Origin of the sequence: Colwellia sp. KU-HH00111 (assembly GCF_040362745.1) — a bacterium.
GTDB lineage: Bacteria > Pseudomonadota > Gammaproteobacteria > Enterobacterales > Alteromonadaceae > Colwellia.
Map to the genome: position 1 here is coordinate 279,465 of NZ_BAABWO010000003.1, position 24,651 is coordinate 304,115.

Sequence of the window (24,651 nt, forward strand, 5' to 3'; positions counted from 1 at the left end):
AGGATTAAGCTTTCCCCTGAGGTCTTATTCAAAGTTTAAGTGCTAGTTGAGATTATAGTTCACCGTTTCGAGTCAACCATTCAGTAGCATTTTTTCTCCCTTTGCTATGAGAAATTTTCATTAATTCAACGGCTTTTCGATAATTGACTTCTACACCGTGGCCTTGAAGGTACATATTAGCTAGGTTATATGCCGCTGTGATATTTTCATCGATTTCAATGGCTTCATTATAAAATGAAATTGCTTTTTCAAAGTCAGATGAAATCCCAAAGCCATTCTCATAAATAGTTCCTAACCAAGATGCTGCATCTGACCTTACTACCCTATCTTTTGATTGCAAGGCTTTCATGTACCACAGAACTGCATTCTTTGTATCTTGATTAACACCTTCACCAAATAAGTATGCGGTGCCTAGCCTTCCATATGAGGCTTCATCCCCCAACTCTGCACCTAACTTATACCAATAAATAGCTGTTTCTTGTTGAAATGCGTTATAATTTTCATTTCCATAAATGCCCCCCAAGAGCGAGAAAGCCGATACATAACCTCCATTTGCCGCCATTAAGAGCCACTTAATTGCTTTTTCAATGTCTTTGTCTTGTCCCCAGCCATAAAGGTATATTGTCCCCAATTGATATTTTGCCCCTAAATGATTTTGTTTTGCTGCCATAAAGAAATACTTCAAAGCTTCTTCATCGTCGAGAACAATGTTGTTTCCAGCAAAATACTCGTTCGCTAAATAAAATTGAGCCTCTACATAACCTCCATTTGCCGCCATTAAGAGCCACTTAACTCCCTTTTCAAAGTCTTTACCTTGTATACGGCCATCAAAGTATATTCTCCCCAACTGATACTGTGCCCTTAAATCATTTTGTTTTGCTGCCATAAGGTAATACTTTAAAACTTGATCATTGTCGGTATCAATATTTTTCCCAATAAAATACTCATTCGCTAATTGATGTTGTGCTTTCAAATAACCTAGATTTGCCGACTGTTTTAACCAATAGATTCCGTCATGTCTTTTTGTTTTGTCTTTTAAATACAAAACCCCTAGTTGAAATTGAGATTCTAAATCTCCTTCGCTAGCTTTCTCCTTTATGGTTTGAACATCAATAACTTCAGGTTTGGCAATATTAGACAAGGTGAAACTTGATGAATGAACTTCATCTTGGGTGATATTGATGATGCTCGTTAGCTTTTGATAGTCTGCTTTAACAATTTTTAATTCATGCTTACCTAAAGGTACATACTTATGAAAAGGTGTGACTCCAGAAAACTGATTATCAATAAAAACTTTAGCCCCCTCTGGTGTCGATAATATTTTTGTATTTTTTATTGGATAAATTTTCTGTTGCGTTTTGTTATACAAGATATGAATAAAGTTATCATTTTCATCCTTATAATTAATTGATGCGATATAGTTACCCTTAACAGAATATTTAGTGACTTTTTTATGGTAATTTTGTTCTTCATCAATAACAGGTTCATCAAATTCATCAAAAAAACCTTGTTCTATTTCTCTCCCTAAATCATCATATTTAGTCTTAAGCTTTGTTATGCCATCAATATATACTGGTTTTTCATCTTTCCCCCAAAAAGAATGTTCAATTACATTTCCCCTGCCATCGTATTTGTATTTACTTATAGCGGTGCCATCTGCTCTAGGAATTAGATTCCCATCAACCCCAAAAAATGTAATTTCAACTTTATTACCTTTCGAGTCATTCTTAAAAACTGCTTTTGCAAAACCCTCATTATTAAGCGTTGGCTTACCATCAGCGCCATAAAGTGAAAAAGAGTTACGATGACCCAACGCATCATATGTAGCGTTAATCTTTGCTACTTGAATAGAATTTATTAGTGCCAGTTTGTTATGCTGATCCAAACAACGCCCCTCAACCATGTTGCCATTTTCATTCCACAATACTTTAAAAAGGGCACAGCCTAAATAATTTAAACTCAGGTTTTCTTTTGAGTCATAACAAGCTTCGCTAATACCATTACCATTATCATCATATTCATATGAAACTTTATGGCACTTTTGCAATCCAAAAGCCGCTTGCTCTTTTGCATCAAAAAAGGTTATCTCTGCAACACGACCGCTTTCATCATAGGTGAATTGGTTTATTGCTATTCCACGTTTCTTACTTACATAATTATCCGATAAATCAGTAAAGTATTTTTTAATAAGATTTCCATTAACATCAACTTCGTAATGTCTTCTAGCTATCCCTTCTTCAGAAATTATTTTTTTATCGCTATTTAAAAGTTCTTCGTGATTTAAATTCCCCCACTCATCGTAAGTTAATTTTTTCGAAGCTACTTTTCCGTTTTTATATACTCTTTTCTCTTCAACAACTTGACCAAATAAATTATAAACATATTCATTTTCATAGCTACCAAAGACACCTCCGCTTTTGTCTAAAAAAGAAGCGAAGTTTTTTAAGCCCTTTTTATTATAGGTTGATGAAACACTATAATGTTCATTATTAAATGGTGTTGGTGTGCCGTAGGGGTTTTGATATTCACGCTTTAACTCATACCCATCTAGCGAGTAAGTTATTAAGTGCTGAGAGATATCAGAGTTTGTTTTAGTCATATCAACGTTAGTTAAGTCGATATAGAGCATATATTGTTGATTATTTGATATTTGATTAAAGTTTTTACTACCAAAACTTTTATCAAACGATGCAATGGCCTGATTGTTTTCACCAAATTGAAAGTTTATTGTTTGAACTTCTTTCATGGTTTCACTTTTAACAGTTACTGATTGAATTCGCCCTTGCTCAGTATATTGATATTCCCATAAGGCTTGGTTTTCTCTATTCCCATCTTTTGTTAAAGTACCTACGCTATTAACATGACTTAAGCGCTTTAATACGCCACCTTGATACTCCATTTTATAGCTAAAGGTTCGATGACTAACTTGCTCATCCGTTAACTCATTAATACCAAAAGGAACACTCCACCTTTCAGCTACAGCCGAATAGTAATAGGTTTTAATGCGGTGTTTATCCCATTGATAAATACCTGCTAGGAGCAGTGGCAGAATAATAAAAACAAAAAACACGCTAAGTTGTTTTTTGCTTTTTTGTTTTAATGAGGTACTTAGGTATTCATTCAGATTTGAGTCACTAATAAGGTTTAACTTAAGGTAAGCTTTACCTTCTTTAAGTAGCTGCTTATCTTTTAATAAATAGTCTTTATTGTTTGATGTTGCTTGTTGCCAGCGTGTATATTGACCATCAATACTATAGCGCCATAAAAGATATTCTTTAGAATCTACAATCCATTTATTTAAAGCATCCCAATGGGTAAACAAACTGTCATGGGCTAGTTTTACTGCTGAGCTGTCTGTATCTCCTGCTACGCTTACAATTAAGTTCGCATCGATAAAGCCCTTTACAAGATTAGCAAGCGTTGTGTTTGATGAAATATCCGCTAGCTCAACACATCTTGCAAAAGGTAGTCCTTCAGGGTTAACCCCAACAAAGTAATCAAAGAAGGTTGAGATTGTTTTTTCTGATGCCTCACTCTCTTGTAAAACCGTTGATGCGCGATAAGCAATAGCACCTGTTAACCCACCCAGTGCTTGATAATGTTTGTGTTGTAATACTGTTGCGTTTGTCTTTTCTTCTATAGCTTGGCTATAAATTTGCTCAAGTAAAAAACTCACCATAGGCAATGCATACGGAGTTTTGATAGCTTCTTCAATGATAATGGAATCTAGTGCTTCATTATTTTCATCTTTTTGCTCAAAGGTAATACCTGAAAACAACGCTTGCTCATGAACAATGGCTTCCCATTCTTGAGAGGTCAGTTGTGAAGCAACATTAGAAATAATCGGTGAGCGAAGTGCTTGGTTATCGAGTAAGCGCCCCAAGTATTCATTTCGTATAGCTAAGACAATATTTAATGAGGATAGCGCTTTGGCTAAGCCATCAATTATGCTTAACTCACTGCCAATACTTTCAATATCTTGCTCGCTTTGACTAAACACCTCTTCATATTGGTCTAAGTACAATAAGCATTGTTTAGTCTCAGGTGTTACTAAAGTAGATAAAGACGTTATTCCTTCTTCAATGGAGTGATTAAGTGTTGAAACTAGCTCATCGATATTTTGGTCTTCTAGATCCCAAGCAATAAATAATTGTTCGAGAATAAAACGTAAAACACCTTGCTCTTTTTTTAGAAAATTAGGTGTGCAATATGCCCAATGTAACTCATCATGCTCTTGCTCTAACTTAGGAATTAATCCTGCCTTAATTAAGGAGGACTTACCCGTACCACTGGCACCTGAAACAATTAATAAACCACTGTTTTGTTTTATGTCACTGTATAAACGTTCAACATCTTTATCTCGACCAAAAAAACGCACACTGTCTTCATAGTTAAAGCTTTTTAATCCTTTAAAAGGCTGCCAACGCCCTAACGGGTCACCATCATAGGCGTCACCTAATAATTGACCTAAAGTATGCTGTAATCGCTCAGAAAGAATTAATATTCCGCCAAGACTCTCTAATCGTAGTCTGAGCGGCTCAGGTATATCTTTATCATTACCTTGGGGGTAACAAAGATAAAAGGATGAAATAGAGTCTTGGTTTTGCTCTACATATTTACATGTCGATTCAAGCTTCTCAACGATATGACCAATCGCTTTTATATGGCCTGACGTTAAGACTTCTCCTGTAGCAAATACTGGATGAGCAAAGGCGCTATTTTTTTGTAAGTTTATTCGCCACCAGGCATCAAAGCAAGCTAAGGCATAGCCTAAGCCACTGCTTGAGCTGCCTTGGGTGAAATTATAAGTTTCGTTATTACATGCTAGTAAATTAACACTCGCGCGAAAACGGTGGCGCTGGTCTAGCTTATTAAAAGATACATAAGCAGCAGTAGCTGAGGCTGTTAAATAAGATTGCTGCTCTATAAATGATTCAGTCGTTAAGGCTTTTTTAAGCTTAAGGTTTAAAACACCTTCAACATTTGAGTCACCAACTCGACTTTCTTGTACTCTAACATCAACTTCGAGAATGGTTTCTGTGCTGGTTAAAATGTAGAGCATTATTAACTTCCATTTTGTGTTATTAAACTTGATTTCACTACAAGTAATATTACCAATAATATAATTATTTCTAAAGCATTAACAAGTGAATACAGTAACCTTACGATAATTGTTTTTCCAACCATCACTGGTCGCCAAACTGATATTGCAAGCCGCTGAACCATTGGAAAAGCGCCTCAATTAGGGTATTTGACCTACACGACCAATACGTATTATTTGGTTTAATTTTATTAAGTATCAATTCCCTATAAATCGCACTTTTATTTCTTACAACAAACGCAAGGCTTAAAGCCTAATTGCTGTAAAAGCGAAGGTTCAAATTTGAACTCTCTGTTATACTTCGAACTGTAATAGCCTTTTAATAAACGTTTAAGCTCTACTTTGTATTTATGCCAAACAAATAGAGGGTGCCCGCTAACCTTTGCTTCTTTTACGCGGTTAGTTCCGTAACCTTTATCTCTGATTATTTTTGAAGTTTCTTCATCTTTGTTTTTAAAACTTACAGCATCTCTCAAAACTTTTTCAATCGAGTCTTTTAACTCTATTAAATCAAAGTTTTTAATATTAGTAGTACCACTATTTGAACCCTTGATTGTCTTAGGTGGATTTTTAAGGAAAAATTGCGCCTCTAACCTTTTTAAAAATAGTCTGTCATCACTTTTAAGTAACTCGAAGTTGGCTTCCACAAAACTCGTATACTTTCCAACTTCATGACATCCTCTATCCGTTATTTCAGGTGGTATTTCTACATTAATGTAATCACTATGAAGCCTATTACAGTCTTTATTACAGTGAAAAGCAGGCCCTGAGGATTCTTCCCACACCCAGTAGATACCAGTTTGATTATTATTTTTTTCCAGTGCCTGAATAAACAGGTTGGGATTTTTTAGAAATTCACGGTAATTATACAATCCACGTAATTCTGGCACTGTGAGCATAATGCTTAAAGACGAGTCATATAAATCTTCAAAATCAGCCTGTTCAACTTCCAAACGTTTTTTGTTTGCGATTCGTTCAAAATTAGATTTAGTAATATAAACTTCACTACAGCTTTTAGATAAGCAAATTGATTTATTTGATTCGTATGTATCTAGCATTTTTTATCCCCTTTATTCGTTCTTATTTATACAAACGAATAAAGGGGGCTAGAATTAACAATTTTATTTATATTTATTTAAATAAAGCAGGTTGCTTTAAAAATCCCTGGTTTTGACTTTATAATACGTTATATGAAAAACAGATTATCGAGCTAGGTAATAGTTCTTTTATAAGCCTTTTATGATCATCACTCCATGGCATAACATAACCAATAGGAGGTAATCTCAGTGTTAAATGTTTCACTGTTAACCTGTGAAGATTTGTGCATTTATCAAGCAAACATATTAATTCATATCTATCATTAATATTCAAAGCTAACGAATCTAAGTCATCTAACTCACATAGTTGGTCAAGTAAAATAGGTAAATTGTAACCACCTAATGATAAATTCATTAATTTCGGTAAACCTTTAATACTGTCAGGAAGTCTAGTTATCTGATTTTCAGTGACATTCAAATAAGTTAATTCCTTTAATTCGCCTAGCCACTCAGGCAAACTAACTAATCTATTATTCTGTAACTGTAAAGATGACAGGTTTGATAAGTTTTTTAATGAATCTGGCAGAAAATTTATTTGATTATTACCTAAGTTTAATATTTTTAGTTTTTCTAAGTTGCCTGACTCTCTAGGTAGAATAGTTAAATTGTTGTAACCCAAAGATAGATATTCTAAATTCGTTAAGCCTTTAATAGTATTAGGTAAGCTAGATATATTGTTATGACTCAAGTCTAAATAGGTTAATTTTTTAAACTCACCTATAGCATCTGGAACACTAGTTAATTTATTGCTGCCCAAAAATAAACTGTCTAATTTCGCTAAGTATTTAATAGAGGCTGGCAATCTATTTATTTCATTATCATCCAAGTTCAAACTGATTAAATTTTTAAGTTTATTTAAATCATCAGGAATACTGGTTAATTGGTTGCTGTACAGGCTTAACTCTTCTATTTTAATGAGTTCACCAATCCACTCAGGTAAGCAAGTCAACTGGCACTCATTAAGAAATAGCGATGTTAATTTTCCTAATTCTCTTATTTGGTTGGGTATGGTATCGAATTGATCTTGAGAAATTGACAGCTTTTTTATGTTATTTAATTTACTAAATGAGTCTGGTAATGATCTTAAATTTTTACGATTCAAATTCATTTCAGATAAATGTAATAAACTTTCTGGTGTGCCTGGAATTTGAAAAAAACCGATTTTATTGTCATTAGACCAATCCCAAATATCTTGCATCCAAAGTTCATCATCCTTTAAAGGTATTTGTGTAGTAATCTCTGAAAAAAACTTTCGCCAATCTCCAGGGCTTGCTTTTAACGGCTCGGATAATTGTCCATCAAGATACAGCTCTGTAAGACTCTTTAGCTGCATGATACTATCACGCAGAATGTTGAGTATATTATCTTGCATCCATAACACATCTAGCTCATCTAGCTGTGTTAACCAATACCCATAGAGTCGATTTCCTTGGATCCATAATACCTCTAGATTATTTAGTTGACCCAGAGCACCATCAACGAAAAATATTTCATTGTCATGCAAAAAAAGCCGTCTTAAGTTCTGAAGCTGGGCGATGCTTTTGGGTACAACTTCTATTGCATTTCCTGACAAGTCTAATACTTCTAAATTTACTAACTCAGCAAGCCAGTCTGGTATCTGCGTAATTTTATTAGGGCCTTCAGAATTATCATAAAAAGTAGGCATCAAGCCGCAAGGACTTTTAATAAATTTTAATTTTTTTAGTTTTGTTAAGTGCCGTATTTGTTCAGGTATTTCAATACAGTTATGCCAGCTTAAGTTTAGTTCTTCTAGGTTCAGTAATACATCTACATCCCTTGGCAAGCCAACCCAAAATCCATAATCAACCAACTCTCCGCTCTCTTCTTCCAATATGTCTTCATAATATTGATGTTCAGGGATATTGTTGTCGTCCGCCCACTGATAAAGCTCGATTATCCAAGGATATTGGTTACTTTTTATCATATATTTTCATTTTTACCTGTTTATTTACTGGTTATATAAATAAACGAGTTGAGAGTTAAAGAATTAACAAATTTATTTTATTATTGATAAAAGCTGTTTTAATACTTAAATTTATTCAAATATCGATTTTCTATTAAAGGGTGTTCTAAGTGTTGCTCAAGTAAATTATTCCAAGAAATTTACTGAAACTCAGTCTATCCTGGCGGCACATATAATTGTGATGCATAATAGTTTGAAAAATTGGACTAGCCCGAACATAGTTAATGAAAATTATTAATGTAGTATCAGTTGTCTTTTGATACTTCTGAAATGTCTGTTAAATCTTTTGCTACACCATTACCCAACTTATTCATTCGCCCTAGTGCTGTTTGCCCACGAGCACTCCCTTGCTTGCTCGCCTTTTGATACCACAGAAAAGCTAAGGTTAAATCTTTATCTACACCTGCGCCCATTCTATACATTCGTCCTAACTTTACTTGTCCAAGAGCATTTCCTTGATCAGCCGCCTTTTGATACCACTGAAAAGCTTGAGTCTTATCTTTGGCAAACCCTTGACCCTTATCATACATCCGACCTAATTAATGCTGGGCATCGGCATTACCTTGTTCAGCGAGTTTTTTGCACAGAGTAAACGCTTTTGTAGCATCAACATTGCGATTAGATAAGTTGCATTGCGTCTCTGAGTGACTAAGTTTGCCTTCAGTCTTGCTTTCGTTATTACAGCCAATCAAAAAGTGAAGCAAAGATAATATCGTTAATATAAAGAAGTATTTATTGTTCATAATCCTATGTTCCTGGTTTTACTATCGCTAAATTAATTTGTGCCTCATAATTGGCAATGGAGGCGCCTTTAATCGTGTTTATCTTAATATCAGCTTGTAGTGGTCAACTAATTTTGGTCACATGCTTTCATATTTAGTAAAGCTTTTCATTTTTACTCCCAACTATTTATAAAGATGTCCGTTTCTGTAACCAGTAGTAACAAGTGTTCCATCCACCTCTACAGCGAACATGTTTTTTAATTTATCTATTTTTCCACAAAGGTTTTTTAAGTCTTTCTTTAATTTCTTAAAATCTTTTTCTGAGTAGCAAATCCTAGTAGCCCCATCTTTCTGATATATTTCACTTCCATAAGTAAGTAGTGCCTGCATCATTAAAGGGCTTATTCCCCGTTGTTTAGCTCGATCATTTAAGTGTTTAGTATTCATATTTACGTCCTCTTTTGTTGTGATACACTAAGGTTACGATATGCTTTTGATTTCATTTGATATTGAAGAAAGAATGCTTTGAACAACGAACTCCCATTTCAAGAGCGTTTTGTTATAGCTAACGGCACAATGATCAACAGACTTATATTGACGAACTTTGTCACTTATTCTTTTATATTTTCTGTTATTTCTTTTATAAGCTGGTGAAGTAGTGCTAATTAATTCAACATTAAAATATTCAGAGTTCATCATAATTGTCCGCTTTAATTGGGTTCAATTATATAAACGTACTGAAATAGTAAGAGTTAACAAAAGTTTGAAATTAAATATTTAAATGACTTAAAAAGCCAGGGGATTCTAAATTAACTAAAATGAACACACTGCCGCAAGCAGCGAGTTAACTGATTATTCATCAAATATGTTAGGTGTGATAATGTCAATTCTGATATTTTATTTAAATGGATAAATAGAAATAAAAGTAAAATTTGATATCAATGCTCAATAGTTTTTCTATGAGTAATTGAAAATTATATAGAGACGGAACTCAGGATTAAGCTTTCCCCTGAGTTCTTATTCGAAGTGTAAATGCTAGCAGAGATGACCCCTGTAACAAAACCTGTGTAACTGCTTATCATTAATACCCAAATATGGTTAATGAAAATTATTAATGTAGTTTAGCCATCCCTTATAAGATTTAAATACATCTCCCCAATAAACCTCATCCCACACGACAATTTTGTCGTTATCTTTTTTAGACCTATTCTGGTTATATTTTACAAGCCAATACATACCTTTTTCGTGATTTTTCTTGGTACCTACGCCTACAAAATACAAGTTACTTAAGAAACTTTGGGCATTAACAACCCCTTGTTTAGCGGCCTTTTCAGTCCAATGGAATGCTTGATTTTTATCTTCGATAACGCCTAGCCCATTGAAATACATTCTTCCTAATGAAAACTGCCTGAATGCATCCCCTTGCTCGGCCGCCTTTTGAGTCCACTGAAAAGCTTGGGTTAAATCTTTATCAACACCTTGGCCAAATTCATACATTCGACCTAGTGCTGCTTGCGCAAGGACATGCCCTTGCTCGGCCGCCTTTTGAGTCCACTGAAAAGCTTGGATTAAATCTTTATCTACCCCTTTCCCAACTTCATACATTCCACCTAGTACTGCTTGCGCAAGGACATGCCCTTGCTCGGCCGCCTTTTGAAACCACTGAAAAGCTTGGGGTAAATCTTGTTCTACGCCTTTGCCAACAAGGTACATTCCTCCTAGTGCTGCTTGTCCTCGAACACTCCCTCGCACAGCCGCCTTTTGATACCAGTGAAAAGCTTGGGTTAAATCTTTTTCGACACCATTGCCCCACTCATACATTCGACCTAGTGCTAATTGCGAACTAGCATGCCCTTGCAAAGCCGCCTTTTGAAACCACTGAAAGGCTTGGGTTAAGTCTAATTCAACACCTTTGCCCAACTCATACATTCGCCCTAGTGCAGATTGTCCACTAACATACCCTTGCAAAGCCGCCTTTTGATACCACTGAAAGGCTTGGGTTAAGTCTTTTTCAACACCTTTGCCCAACTCATACATTCGCCCTAGTGCTGTTTGACCACCAACATGCCCTTGCTCTGCCGATTTTTGAGTCCACTGAAAAGCTTGAATTGAATCTTTTTCAACACCTTTACCCAACTCATACATTCGACCTAGTGCTAATTGCGAACTAGCATTCGTTTGCTCAACCACTTTTTCAGACCACTGAACAGATAGTATTGAATTTTTTTCAACACCTTCTCCCAAATTATACATTCGCCCTAGTGCTGCTTGCGCAAGGACATGCCCTTGCTCGGCCGCCTTTTGAGTCCACTGAAAAGCTTGGATTAAATCTTTATCTACACCTTTCCCAACTTCATACATTCGACCTAGTGCTGCTTGCCCACGAGCACTCCCTTCCTCGGCCGCCTTTTGATACCAATGAAAAGCTTGGGTTAAATTTTTGCCACTATATTCTCCCATTTCATACATTTGGCCTAGTTCAAATTGTGCATAAGCACTCCCTTGCTCGGCCGCCTTTTGAGTCCACTGAAAAGCTTGTATTAAATCTTTTTCAACACCTGAGCCAAATCTATACATGTATCCTAACATTCCTTGCGCAGAATAGTTTCCTTGCTCGGCCGCATTTTGATACCACAGAAAAGCTTGGGTTAAATCTTGTTCTACGCCTTTACCAACTTGGTACATACTTCCTAGTACTGCTTGGCCATCAACATACCCTTGGGCGGCCGCCTTTTGATACCACAGAAAAGCTTGGGTTAAATCTTTATCAACACCCTTTCCAAAACTATACATTCGGCCTAGGTTAAATTGTCCAAAATAATCCCCTTGCTCGGCTGCCTTTTGATACCATAGAAAAGCCTGTGTTAAATCTTTATCAACACCTGTTCCAAATTCATACATTGCACCCAAGCTAACCTGCCCTAAAGCATGTCCTTGCTCTGCTGCCTTTTGAGTCCAATAAATAGCTTGGGTTAAATCTTTATCAACACCTGCTCCCAATTTATACATCATTCCTAGTGCAGATTGCCCTAAAGCATGCCCTTGCTCTGCTGCCTTTTGAAACCACTGAAACGCTTGAGCCTTATCTTTGGCAACTCCTTGGCCCTTATCATACATCCGACCTAATGAATACTGGGAATCAGTATCCCCTTGTTCAGCGAGCTTTTTGCACAGATCAAACATTTTTGTAGCATCAACATTGCGATTAAATATGTTGCATAACGACTCTGAGTGATTCAGTTTGTTTTCGCTCTTGCTTTCGCTATTACAGCTAATCAAGGAGTGAAGTAAAGATAATGTCGTTAAGATAAAGAAAAACTTCTTATTCATAATCCTATATTCCTGGTTTTACTATTTCTAAATTCGTTTGTGCTTCATGATTAAGATTATTGCCAATGGCGACATCTTTAATCCTGTAGTGGTCAACTAATTTTGGCCACGGATTTATATTCAAGCCAGTATCTTTTCTCTGACTCATTGGGTGTTAGTCCACCGTTATAACTGTGGGGTCTAACCTGGCTGTAATATCCAATAATATATTTAACCACAGCATTTTCCGCTATCAATAAACTCCTTAAACCCTTCCAATTGCGTACTCAGAATTGGAGCAAAGTCAGATACATCACAGTCGAATGCTTCTGTTGCATAAATTTCAGCCCAGGCATCCAGTGAAGTTATTATTTTCTACAATTCAACTTCATTAGCATATGCATTAATGGAGTTGTTTACATAATTTACTGTAGCTTCAGTTTTTTCGATATTAGTCATTTCATTGTTTCCTTATACATTGATAAGCTTTAATTGGCTTTAACAATAAAAAGTCATTTGTGCCTATAAAAAACTTTGTGTTTTTTTTTGTTAAAATACTCGGCATTTTTTGTTCTTATTTATACAAACGAATAATGGTGTTAAAAATTAACAAAAGTTTCTATTTAATTTAAATTTACCGCGGTGGTTAAGTCTTTTGCTTTTAGTCAACTTCAGCTCGTTTATTTCCTCTTCCATAGGGTTTTAATTAATTCAGTTACTTTATTCTGTTTTTCTACATCTTTGCCAAGCTTATACATGAATTCTAGTGATTATTGCGTAGGAGCATTTCCTTGTTCAGCAGCCTTTTGATACCACTGAAAAGCTTTGGTTAAATCTTTTTCTACGCCTGTGCCTGATGCATACATTTTACCTAGCATCAATTGTCCATCAACATCCCCTTGCTCGGCCGCCTTTTGATACCACTTGAAAGCTTGGGCTATATCTTTTTCTACGCCTCTGCCATCAAAATACAAACCACCTAATGGAAAATAAGAAAATTTTGATCCTTTAGCAGCAGCACTTCTATATAGCTCCACAGCTTTTTCAAAATCTACCTCTTTAGAAACCCCTTCCTCATAAAAAGAAGCCAGTTCTTTTATTACATAGCTTGCTTGGTAGCCGTCATATAACATCGCTTGAGACATTAAATTGAATAACCTTTCATGATTTTGTGCTGAAAAGTCCTCACGAGTATGAATGGATTTTAATCTTAACGTGCCTGAAACATTACCTAGCTTTGCTGATGTTAGATATAAGTCATGTGCTTTATGTAAATCTTTTGAAACCCCATCTCCAAGCTCATACCAGTCCCCTAAAATAGACATCGCTTCTGCATGACCGTTTGTTGCCAATCTGTTAAGCCATTTCAATGCAGTTCCTCTATTTTTGTTAACGCCCCACAACCCTTTTTCAAAGGCTTCATACAAAGCAAACTGAGCTTCAAGGTAACCGTGCTTGGCTGAAAGCTTTAACCACTTCATGCCGTCTATGAATTTTTTTGCATTAAAGTAATTCTGAGATAATATAAATTGTGATCGGGCAAACCCTAACTTTGCAGAGCGTTCAAAGTACTTCCCTGCAATTAAATCTGATTTCTCAACGCCCTGGCCTTTTTTATATAGTAATCCTATGTTGTGAATTGCTTTGGGGTAGTTACGAACTGCTGCTTTTTTATACCAACCTATTGCTAAATGATAATCTTGTTTAACTCCATTGCCATTAACATATCTATCGCCCAAGCTATTCATGGCATCAACATCGCCCGATAAAGCGGCCTCTTCAAGTTTCTGAGTTGTATAGAAAGGCTTCTTCATTAACTTATAAGAAACCTCTTGCTTGCTACCATAACTCACAGAGGTGTTTATTTTGAAATCAGAATGATTTGCTAACTTTAGCTTCAACCTAGCACCTACTAGTGGCTCTGTTAATATATGTGGTGTGACGCCAACAAAACTATTATTAATAAAAACTTTAGCTTTTTGTGGATTAGAATTTATCTTGAAAAATGTACCATTTTCAGCAAGACGCTTTTCGAAAAACTCTTGTGAAACATACAGGTCGCCAAATCTAGTAACTTTTTTAAAGTTATCATTTAAATATTCTTCGGATTTTATATAGTTAGCTTTCTCTGAATAAATAGTGCGCTTGAGATGAGTATTACGAAACAAAGCAGGCTTGTTATTATTATCAAAAAAAGCCTTTTCAGTTACTCTTCCGTGCCTATCATAATTTAATGTCGCTTTGTGAATCTCGTCAAATATAAGAATCTTTTGCTCACTCTCCCCAAAATAGGACTCCTCAATACTATTTCCTCTTTCATCAAATTTATGTTTTTCAATAAACACACCTTTAAGCGAACCTTGTTCGATAGCTTTTGGTTCCCCTTCAAGCCCGAAATACCTTCTTTCAACCCCATTCCCTTGCTCGTCCCTTTTAATTGATATTGAAGCGATCCCATCTAGGTTTAATATTGCTCCACCACTAGGTCCAACAAAACTAACTTTAGTGACAGAACCTTGGTTATTGTATTTTAATTTCTTACCATGAACTTTATTTTCGGAAAGGAGTGCAGGCATTAAAGTACTGTCAAAACAATAAAACCCACTTGGATTATGGTCTGGGTTATACGAAAATTTCATCACCGCACAGCCGACAATATTGTTTTTAAGTTCAGTATTTGCATCCTTGCAACTAATTTCAATCTCATTACCGAAAGCATCGTACTTAATCTCGTGCGAGTAACAATTATCATTTGCCTGAACGGGCCGAGAGTCTTTATTGAAATATGAATCCGTTACGATTCTTCCTTTACCATCATAGGTATATTTTATAGATACTTTGCTAAATTGATCGCCAGCTTCATTTCCATTCTCATTATGAAATAACTCTTGTATGACATTTCCGTTGTTATCTAGTTTGAACTGTTTTGATGAAAATTTACCATCAGGTGCATAGCTATTTTTATTTTCATCAGTAAACCGATAAGAAACAATATTGCCAAACTCATCAAGTGAATAGTTTTTACTCGCTAACTTGCCACTAACCGTGTACTTTTGTTCTTCTATCAAATAGCCTAAATAGTCATATAAAAATGTTTTTCTAATTACTCCAGCTTTATCAGCTATAAATTCACCATTTTCACTTAACTTCAGACTACTGTCTATTTGACCAAGCTCATTGTAAGTAAAAATTTCTCCAAAATACTTTCCTTCTACAAATGAGTTAATTCCATAAGCGTTTTGATAGTGCTTTTTAGTCAAGTAACCGTCTTTCGAGAAGGTCAATAGGTATTGAGAAACATCAGACCTGGAAGAAGTAAATTTATTACCAAATACGTCTAGGGAGTTAGAAAGAAAGTTTTCTGCGGATATGAATTTTTTTCGACCAAATCCTTTATCAAACTTTGCTATTGCTTTATTACCATCAAACTCATAGCTAATTTTTTCAATTTCTTTAGTCGCTTCTGTTTTTACAATTTGAGAAGAAATCCTGCCATTTTCTAAATAGCTATACTCCCAAATAGCATTGTTTTCTCTTTTAGGATCTGAAGTTAAGGTTCCATAAGCATTTACATGAGAGAGCCTGATTAATTTCCCTTTTCTATATTCAAATTTATAGTTTGAACTTCTATTTTTGACATAATTAACATCAAGTTCATTTATCCCAAAAGGCACCCCCCACCTTTCTCCAACAGTGGAATAATAATATGTTTTAATCCTATTTTGTTCCCATAAATAAGTGGAAAATATAATCGCGGGTAAAAGAATAAAAGCCGTAAACCTGTAGAGTTTTCGGTTACGTTTAGCTTTTAAAGATTTTATGAGATATTCGTAAATCCTCCCATCTGATATTAATCCTTCCTTGTCAAACACCTTCCCCTCAGCAAGAAAAAGGTTATCCTTTAATAGGTACTCTTTATTATTTTTATTTTCTTTCCATCGAATATATTGACCATCAATACTATAGCGCCATAATAGATACTCTTCAGAATCTTTAATCCATTTTTTTAAAGCACCCCAATGGGTAAACAAACTGTCATGGGCTAATTTTACTGCTGAGCTGTTCGTATCTCCGACTACGCTTACAATTAAGTTCGCATCAATAAAGCCTTTAACAAGGTTATAAAGTGTTTTGTTAAAGGCTATATCCGCTAACTCAACACATCTTGCAAAAGGTAATCCTTCAGGATTAACCCCAACAAAGTAATCAAAAAAGGTTGATGTAATTTTTTCTGATGCCTCACTTTCTTGCAAAACCACGAATGCACGATAAGCAATAGCGCCTGTTAATCCACCTAGTGCTTGATAATACTCACGTTTTAGCACCACTGCATTTTTATCTTCCGCTGTTGCCTTAATATAGAGCTGCTCAAGTAAAAAACTCACCATCGGCAATGCATACGGAGTGTTAATAGCTTCTTCGATAATAATGGTATCTAGTGCTTCATTCTCTTCATCTTTTTGCTCAAAGGTAATTCCTGAAAACAGTGCTTGCTCATGAACAATGGCTTCCCACTCTTGTGAGGTCAGTTGTGAGGCAACATTAGAGATAATCGGTGAGCGAAGTGCTTGGTTATCGAGTAAGCGACCTAAGTATTCATTTCGAATGGCCAAGACAATATTTAATGGGGAGAGCGCTTTGGCTAAGCCATCAATAATGCTTAACTCACTGCCAATACTGTCAATATCTTGCTTGCTTTGACTAAAGACTTCCTCGTATTGGTCTAAATACAACAAGCATTGTTTTGTTTCCGGTGTTACTAAAGAAGGTAAAGACGTTATCCCTTCTTCAATGGAGTGATTAAGCGTTGAGATTAGCTCATCAATATTTTGATTTTTTATATCCCAGGCAATAAATAGTTGTTCGAGAATAAACCGCAAAATACCTTGGTCTTTTTTTAGAGAGTTCGGTGTGCAGTACGCCCAATGTAGCTCATCATGCTTTTGCTCTAGTTTAGGAATTAACCCCGCTTTGATTAAAGAGGATTTACCCGTACCACTTGCCCCAGAAACAATTAATAAACCACTGTTTTGTTTTATATCACTGTATAAGCGCTCAACATCTTTATCTCGACCAAAAAAACGCACACTGTCTTCATAGTCAAAGCTTTTCAATCCTTTAAAAGGTTGCCAGCGCCCTAACGGGTCACCATCGTATGCGTCACCCAATAATTGACCTAAGGTGTGTTGTAATCGCTCAGAAGAAATTAGCACTCCGCCAAGTTTCTCTAAACGCTTTCTATGCGAGTCAGGAATGTCTTTATCATTATCTTGAGGGTAACAAAGATAAAAGGATGAAATAGAGCCTTGGTTTTGCTCTACATATTTACAGGTTGATTCAAGCTTCTCAACAATATGACCAATCGGTTTTATGTGACCTGATGTTAAGACTTCTCCGGTAGCAAATATAGGGTGAGTGAATAAGCTGTCTTTTTGTAAATTGATGCGCCACCAGGCATCAAAGCAGGCTAACGCATAGCCTAAACCACTGCTTGAACTACCTTGGGTGAAGTTATAAGTTTCGTTATTACACGCTAGTAAATTAACACTTGCGCGAAAACGATGACGTTGGTCTAACTTATTAAAAGATACATAAGCAGCCGTAGCTGAGGTTGCTAAATAAGATTGCTGCTCTTTAAATGATTCAGTCGTTAAGTTTTTTTTAAGCTTAAGGTTTAAAACACCTTCAACATTTGAGTCACCAACTCGGCTTTCTTGCACTCTAACATCTACGTTAAGAATGGTTTCTGTGCTGGTTAATATGTAGAGCATTGTTGACTTCCGTGTTGTGTCATAAAATTTGTTTTCGATACAAGTAACATTATCAATAATTAGATGATCTCTAAAGCATTAAAAATGAAAATAGTAACCTTACGGTAATTGTTTTCCCAGCTATTACTGGTCGCCAAACTGGTGCTGTAAACCACTGCCACATTGGTAAATCGCTTTAATTTTGGGATTTCCCCTATATGGCCAATACGCATTACTTGGTTTAAATCTTTTTACCTAGCAATTCCCCATAAATCGTACTTTTATTTCTTACAACAAACACAAGGCTTAAAGCCTAATTGCTCTAAAAGCGACTGTTCGAATTTGAACTCTCTGTTATACTTCGTACTGTAATAGCCTTTTGATAAACATTTAAGCTTTATGAAGTGGTCAACTAATTTTGGCCACATGCTTTCATATTTAGTTAAGCTATTCACTTTTCCTCCCAACTATTTATAAAGATGTCCATATTAAAAATATCACTTATGAATCAAACCTAACTCTTTCAAACTATTGAATATATCAAGATCGTTATCAAGTAGCGCTTTTTTCATTAGCTTACCTGCCAATACAGCCTCTTTTCCCCTTAATGGGTTTCCATCTGGGCGCCTCATGGCAAATCCTAGGCAAAATTTTTCTGCACTTTCTATCTCAATCTCAATGTTTTTAACTTTTATCTCTTCATTGAAAGAGCGAACCTTCTCAGTAAAAGAACTAACCCCAGACGCCAGTTTTTCACAGGCATAATAATAACCATTTTTTTTCGATGACATTACTTCATTTCCTTATTAAATATTTACCTTTAGTGTCTTTTCTAGACAGAATTCGATATGCCCCATTAATTTCAACTACCTTCCCACACTTTGCTAGATCATTATAGGTGGCTAATGCTTAACTACCTGTCCTCTTTGCCAGATCACATCTCCATTACGTTTAAATCCGATAGCTTTGTATGCCGTAATAGCTGAATACCCATCTAACCAAACAACTTGTCCTAATTCAGGGGTTGGGCAAGCAGCTTCCATCCTTTCAACCCAGCTATTTAAATCCCCTTTTCTTCCTAATGGTTTAGCAATCCAACCGTCATTCTTTGAAATTTCATTTTGATAGTTATACATAATAGGCTCTCTTTATATTGTTTAACTTAAGTCTTATTACCTAAGTTTGTGTCTTCATAAAGAGAAACGTTCTATTAAGAGTGAAATTAACAATTTATTTTAAATTAATTGTGATGCCTTTATAAAAATGCTTTAATCCTTTGAAAGTAAAGAAATTAACCACCAAGTGATAGTACTGAATAATCCATAGCATCATCTACTAGCGTATGATCATAGGTAGATTCAACCAACCAGCGAGCCTGTTCTAAGCCAAAACCACTATCAATAACTTCAATTTCTTTTAATTTATATTCACCAACGATATGTTTAATAACGAGAATGATCTCTGAGTCATTGTGGTTATTAACGTTCTTAGTAAAAACTTTTACTTTCTGATTAAATAAAACATCAAGTCTCTTGTTTAAAGCATTTTTCTCTTGTTCAAAAGCTGCACTGTGTAATTCAGATTTTTCTTTTTTTACTAACCAAATAAATAAAATCTCACTAATATTATGATTAACTGAGCTTTCTAATATGTAAGCATACATATCTATTAGATCATTAAAATTCTCATCTGTTATCACTCCAAACAAAACGCGTTTATCACGATTAATAATGGAATAAATTGGTTTCTTTTTAACTTTTATGGGTAAAGAAGCATCCTCCTTTTCATAATACACAACTTGCTCTACTTGATTTCTCTGATGAAGAGTGAATGAGTCATCATTTATTTGAATGTAATTAGCTAAAAATGTTTTTGATGTTGGTTGAGTAAAAATGAATCCTACATTTTTTCTATTATCCCCAAATAGTGCAGAGTGATTAAATATCCCATGTATTTGCTCCATACTTGCAATATTGATTTCATTGTCATCAATCCCATCTTTTAATGCATGATATGACTTAACAAAAGTATCTAAAGAGTTTTCAGGTAAAGTTATAGGATTTAAACCGACTAGCTCGTCTAAGTCTTTTTTGCCATAAATAATTTTATGAGCATTCATTTCCATTTTATAAAATTCGTACTGAATGTTTTGTATTGGGTATACAAAATCAATTTGATCTACAAATAACGATTGGAAAAATTGCTTCCAAAAGAGTATTTCCTCATTATATTCTGCATTTAATTGCTTTAACTTACTCTCAATTGAGTCATGTTTCTTTTCTGTTAAATCGAGATTGTTGTTTATCGCTAAGTAATAACCAATAATAATTGGAAAATCAGGCTCAAATTTAAATGGAATATTTAATACAGAAGAATCAATACCTTGAAAACTGTCAGGGTTAAAGCTCTTTAACCAATTTTTATGCTCGCCTAATTGTATTTCGTTTACCCCCTCGTTCAATAAATTATCAACAATAAATTTACCCCACCATACCCACTGGTAAAAAGATATTGATGAAAAGCTTTTATTCTTTATTGAAACAATTTCTTCAGGGAGTTTTTTACAGCTTAAAACTGCAAATATTAATTTATATTGAAACAGGGATAAATTTTCAAAAGCGTTTAAATAACTCATATAATTTGTTGCCAAGCCTGACTTGTCACCCTGGCTATTTATAGCGATATGGAACAACTTAACAAAAGCTCGCCTAAGAGCCGTATAACTATTTACTTTATCGCTTAACTCTATGTTATTTATATGAGTTGTACTTTGTAATTCAGATGCGTTTTGAGCTATATCCCTAACTTTTCTTTTTTTAAGTAAAAGTAATCCCAAAGGTAAATGATAGTGGTTTAAAAATAAATTTTTATCTGCTTCTGCAATTTCAAATTTATGAACGCTAGACATGAATACTATTACAGTATCATTGTTAAAATGAAGGTCTTGTTCATCTACCATCAAAGCAACACTATATAGACCTTGCGCTCTTTTAATGTCTAACCTTTGAGTTGATATCCATATCATTTTTTTAAAAATCAATAGCTCTATTTCATCAAGGGATAAATAAATTTTGGTCATCATCAATTCCTTAAAATATATCATCTATAGTAAAATCATTATCACTTATCTCAACATTTATCTTTTGTAATTCATCAATAGTTTTTGAGTTGCGAATAATATATAAATTAGTATTCGTTCTAGTTAATGAGACATAAATAATATCTTCTAAGACTCCCTGTTTTCTGAGTGCTTTTAAGTTTGTATCTCCTTCATTGAACCCAAACAAAATAACATGTTCAAACTCTAATCCCTTAGCACTGTGACTGGTGACTAACAAAGGTAACTCGGTACTAAAATCATGTTTTCTTAATGATTTGTTATCTTTAAAATATGCAGACTCAATATTCAAAGTTTTAAGCTCGGTTTGTAACTCCTGTAGGTGTTCTCGGTTATGGGATATAATACCTATTCGCCCATTTTGATGCTTTAAAGACCTAATAATATCTGCAATTGTTTTAACTTCATCTTTACTATCTACATCGAGTAATTGAACGTCATTTTGCTCAATCCGACTTACTTTATCTTCAAGTATTTCTTTACTTTTTGAGAATAGCTGAGCTGTTTTTGCAATGTTTTTATGGAATCTAAAAATATCTGTTAACTCTTCAGTCACTCCACCTTTTACAACGTTAGGTTTAGTTAAATCTGTTTTATAAATGCCTTGGTTAAAGTCCCCTAAAGACGTAATTCTCTTACTTATTTTTTTAACGAGTTCCCACTCATCTTTTCTCAAATCTTGTACTTCATCGACTACTGTAATATCAAAATTTTGCGTTAAATCTTTAGCTAATAAGAATTTTAAAAGACTTGTATATTTTTCTTCGTAATTATTACCTGTAGGAACAATATTATTCACCCTTGCTAATTGCCAAAAGTACATGTCTTTAGTTGCAATAATAATATTATCGGTTAAATCCATTTCTTCTAAGGCGCTACTAAGGTATCCGTATAAACTATGGTTATATATTAGTAACAACGGCTTGATCGCTTGGCTTCTCACCATATCTTTTAGGGTATATAAACTGATCAACGTTTTTCCTGATCCAGGAGGCCCTTCAACGAATAAGTTTTTATCTTCACGGGATACTTTACGAATGATCAATTTTTGATCGTCTGATAATTTGTTATAAGGTACTAAGAACATAATTATTCCTCCATATCTTCGGCTTTAACATGCAAATAACTATTTTCATCTTCTATATGTTTAGTAGAACTTGGTGTGACATAAGAAAATGCCTCTCCTGCAATTTTAAATATTTTGGGTAATAGGCATTGTTTATCAAATGATGAAAATATATATGGCGTTGATTTATATTCTGCTACTATATTTTTTGCTTCAGTTTTGCTGTGCTCTATCAAGGTTTTAGAAACTTTATTCACGTCATACTTAAGTAAAAAAATCTTTAACATTACCGTTGTATCACTTTTAACATCTTCAACTTGTTTTTCTAAAAACTCTAAAGCTTTGATGCTTGATTCTCGCTCTAGTATTAAGGAAAAATTATAAACATATGAAGGTTCATCAGGTGATATTTCTATTGCTTTCTTTAAGCCATTTCTAGCCATAGTATCTCTGCCTAACCCTGAGTTCCCACAGTAGATCATGTTCCAAACAGAAGAGTCCTGGTCATCAAAACGCCTTAAATATTCTTCAGCGGTTTCCACCATGCCAATATAGTTATCTACAACTGAATGTTTCCATATCAACTGTCTAAGCGACTGTCTTTCTTTGTTTTTATCTCCTTCCTGTTTGGATTTGTTGATCTTTAATTTTAACTCGTTTATATCAAGTTGATCTTGTCCAACCATGCCAATGCTATATGGGTTATCAATTTGAGCAGAGTCTATAAACTCACCATCAATATAAATTGCTATATCAAACAGTTTATCCTGACTAATAGATGCTTTTATTTGTACTTCAGCGTTTTTAGGGAAACTTTTTTTAAGCTCACAACGAATTTCTCCGATAGGAAAATCAATCCCATTTATACAAACGGGAACAACGATGCTTTTTTGTGTTTCTGATTGAATTTCAAAATTAGGAAGCTGAACATCAACAGGTAGAAGTTGGTTTCTTTCTATAATTGGGTGAAACTCGTCTCCTTTAATACGAATACCTATAGAATCACTTGTAATAGGATTAATTAAAGAAACGCCACATGCATGATAAAAATAAGAATATATTGCAGCACCTTCTGCAACCAATTTGTCAGGTTCGTTTGTTAATAACGCTTCTGCATTTATTAATTTTTCGCAAACGTATGATTTTAATAACGGGTTAAAACTACTCCCCCCGACGTAAAGTACGTAGCGGATATCATCAAGTGTAAGATCTGATTTTTCAATGACATCCGTTATCGATTGACTTATAGGCGTTAAACTTTTGTCACAAAGGCCAAAGCTATACTTTTTACCCGTGAATATATGACCAAAAATACTATCAAACTCTTCACCGTCAATTTCAACATCATCTAAGCAATATGTTGCATCCTCATAACTCACATCACAGTTAGTTAATTGATACTTGATGTTACTTAACTCTAGCGTTCTAACATCTTCATCAACGGCTTTTAAACTTAACTTTTCACAAATACCTTTTTTGATTTTTTCAGCTACAACCGTTAGTTGAGGAAGTATTTTTGTCTGGATGTTATGTAGAGTAATATTTTTAAATATATCATTTGATTCTTGTAGTTTTGGAAACAAAAATTGTTCCGCGATGAGCAGGTCTAAATCATTGCCACCTAAGTCGTTGTAGCGAGAAATGGCTTTATTGCCAATACAAATCCCTGTTTCCTTATTAAAACTCACATTAAGTATGGATAGATCTAATGTTCCACCACCAAAATCTAAAACAAGAATGTTTTTGTTAGTTACATCTTTTGCCCAGGACTGTTTTGAGGTTTCGCTTAATCGATTAAAATAACCAAGAAACGCTGCGTTTGGCTCATCAATTAACATTCTATTAGATAACTCTATTCCTGCATCTTTCGCCGCCTTAATCGTATCTCTACGTTGATTAACCTGAAATGATGCAGGGACAGTTATAACTGTGTTTTTTAAGGTTTCATCTTTTGATTTTAAGTGCATAGCCTGCATATATTTCATAATAAGGCTTGCGACTTTGTAGGGCATATTTAATCGTTGATCAATAGCATCTGGGTACATAGGCGTTACATCTACACCCATTTCTACTTTCCACTGATAAAATATGTTTTCTCTATAGTTAAAGTCAGGATGACCTTTTAGATGATATAAGTTGTTACCAACATAGATTTTGTTATCAACCATTGAAACAATTGATGCGACCTTTTCATCTTCTATAGATGTGTCATAAGGGAGAGGGGATTCTTGTTTGATTTTTACAAAATTAACGGGGATTTTATTGCTAGATTCAAAATCAACATCTTTAAAGTCTACTTTAGCTAAAAGACTATATGTCGTGCCTAAATCAATACCATAGCAATAATCATTATCTGATATGGCTTCTTCTCTTTTTGATATTGGATATATTTTCATTTTTCATCTCGTTTATTTACTGGTTATGTAAACAAACGAGCTGAGGGCTACAAAATTAACAAAAATATTAATATTTTTAAACTTGAAGGAGTAACCTGAATCAGAAAA

Annotated in this window: 14 protein-coding genes and 1 pseudogene; all 15 read right to left on the reverse strand. The window is 34.6% G+C overall.

The window, feature by feature from the left end; all coding sequences use genetic code 11:
* Positions 1 to 52: 52 nt before the first annotated feature.
* The 15 genes and pseudogenes from ABXG98_RS08390 to ABXG98_RS08460 all read right to left on the reverse strand — a co-directional run bounded on the left by ABXG98_RS08390 (position 53) and on the right by ABXG98_RS08460 (position 24,543).
* Entirely contained in the window at positions 53 to 5,062 is a 5,010-nt protein-coding gene (locus ABXG98_RS08390; RefSeq protein ID WP_353538212.1) for an nSTAND1 domain-containing NTPase, read from the reverse strand.
* A 260-nt stretch (positions 5,063 to 5,322) separates the two neighbouring features.
* Complete coding sequence (locus ABXG98_RS08395; protein ID WP_353538213.1) at positions 5,323 to 6,159, reverse strand: hypothetical protein; 837 nt, start codon at positions 6,157 to 6,159, stop codon at positions 5,323 to 5,325.
* Positions 6,160 to 6,277: 118 nt separating this feature from the next.
* Entirely contained in the window at positions 6,278 to 8,050 is a 1,773-nt protein-coding gene (locus tag ABXG98_RS08400; protein ID WP_353538214.1) for a leucine-rich repeat domain-containing protein, read from the reverse strand.
* Positions 8,051 to 8,427: 377 nt separating this feature from the next.
* Positions 8,428 to 8,712: a tetratricopeptide repeat protein gene (locus ABXG98_RS08405; protein ID WP_353538215.1), complete on the reverse strand. Its 285-nt coding sequence runs from the start codon at positions 8,710 to 8,712 to the stop codon at positions 8,428 to 8,430.
* Positions 8,713 to 8,721: 9 nt separating this feature from the next.
* Positions 8,722 to 8,925, reverse strand: coding sequence for a hypothetical protein (locus ABXG98_RS08410; RefSeq protein WP_353538216.1), 204 nt, complete (start codon positions 8,923 to 8,925; stop codon positions 8,722 to 8,724).
* Positions 8,926 to 9,087: 162 nt separating this feature from the next.
* Positions 9,088 to 9,351 (reverse strand): hypothetical protein, encoded by a 264-nt coding sequence (locus ABXG98_RS08415; RefSeq protein WP_353538217.1) that lies wholly within the window; start codon positions 9,349 to 9,351, stop codon positions 9,088 to 9,090.
* A gap of 33 nt (positions 9,352 to 9,384) precedes the next feature.
* Positions 9,385 to 9,603, reverse strand: coding sequence for a hypothetical protein (locus tag ABXG98_RS08420; RefSeq protein ID WP_353538218.1), 219 nt, complete (start codon positions 9,601 to 9,603; stop codon positions 9,385 to 9,387).
* Between the two features lie 399 nt (positions 9,604 to 10,002).
* The gene (locus ABXG98_RS08425; RefSeq protein ID WP_353538219.1) at positions 10,003 to 12,234 is read right to left on the reverse strand and encodes an SEL1-like repeat protein; all 2,232 of its coding nucleotides are present in this window, start codon (positions 12,232 to 12,234) and stop codon (positions 10,003 to 10,005) included.
* 92 nt (positions 12,235 to 12,326) lie between these two features.
* Positions 12,327 to 12,449: pseudogene (locus ABXG98_RS08430) on the reverse strand (IS3 family transposase); the annotation flags it as partial.
* Positions 12,450 to 12,983: 534 nt separating this feature from the next.
* On the reverse strand, positions 12,984 to 17,984 hold the full coding sequence (locus tag ABXG98_RS08435) for an nSTAND1 domain-containing NTPase (RefSeq protein WP_353538220.1): 5,001 nt from the start codon (positions 17,982 to 17,984) through the stop codon (positions 12,984 to 12,986).
* Positions 17,985 to 18,460: 476 nt separating this feature from the next.
* The gene (locus tag ABXG98_RS08440; protein ID WP_353538221.1) at positions 18,461 to 18,754 is read right to left on the reverse strand and encodes a hypothetical protein; all 294 of its coding nucleotides are present in this window, start codon (positions 18,752 to 18,754) and stop codon (positions 18,461 to 18,463) included.
* Between the two features lie 111 nt (positions 18,755 to 18,865).
* A complete protein-coding gene (locus tag ABXG98_RS08445; RefSeq protein WP_353538222.1) occupies positions 18,866 to 19,099 on the reverse strand; it encodes a hypothetical protein in 234 nt (77 codons plus the stop codon).
* Between the two features lie 155 nt (positions 19,100 to 19,254).
* Positions 19,255 to 21,042 (reverse strand): hypothetical protein, encoded by a 1,788-nt coding sequence (locus ABXG98_RS08450; RefSeq protein ID WP_353538223.1) that lies wholly within the window; start codon positions 21,040 to 21,042, stop codon positions 19,255 to 19,257.
* A 10-nt stretch (positions 21,043 to 21,052) separates the two neighbouring features.
* Complete coding sequence (locus ABXG98_RS08455) at positions 21,053 to 22,168, reverse strand: 3'-5' exonuclease (protein ID WP_353538224.1); 1,116 nt, start codon at positions 22,166 to 22,168, stop codon at positions 21,053 to 21,055.
* 2 nt (positions 22,169 to 22,170) lie between these two features.
* A complete protein-coding gene (locus ABXG98_RS08460) occupies positions 22,171 to 24,543 on the reverse strand; it encodes an Hsp70 family protein (protein WP_353538225.1) in 2,373 nt (790 codons plus the stop codon).
* Positions 24,544 to 24,651: the final 108 nt, after the last annotated feature.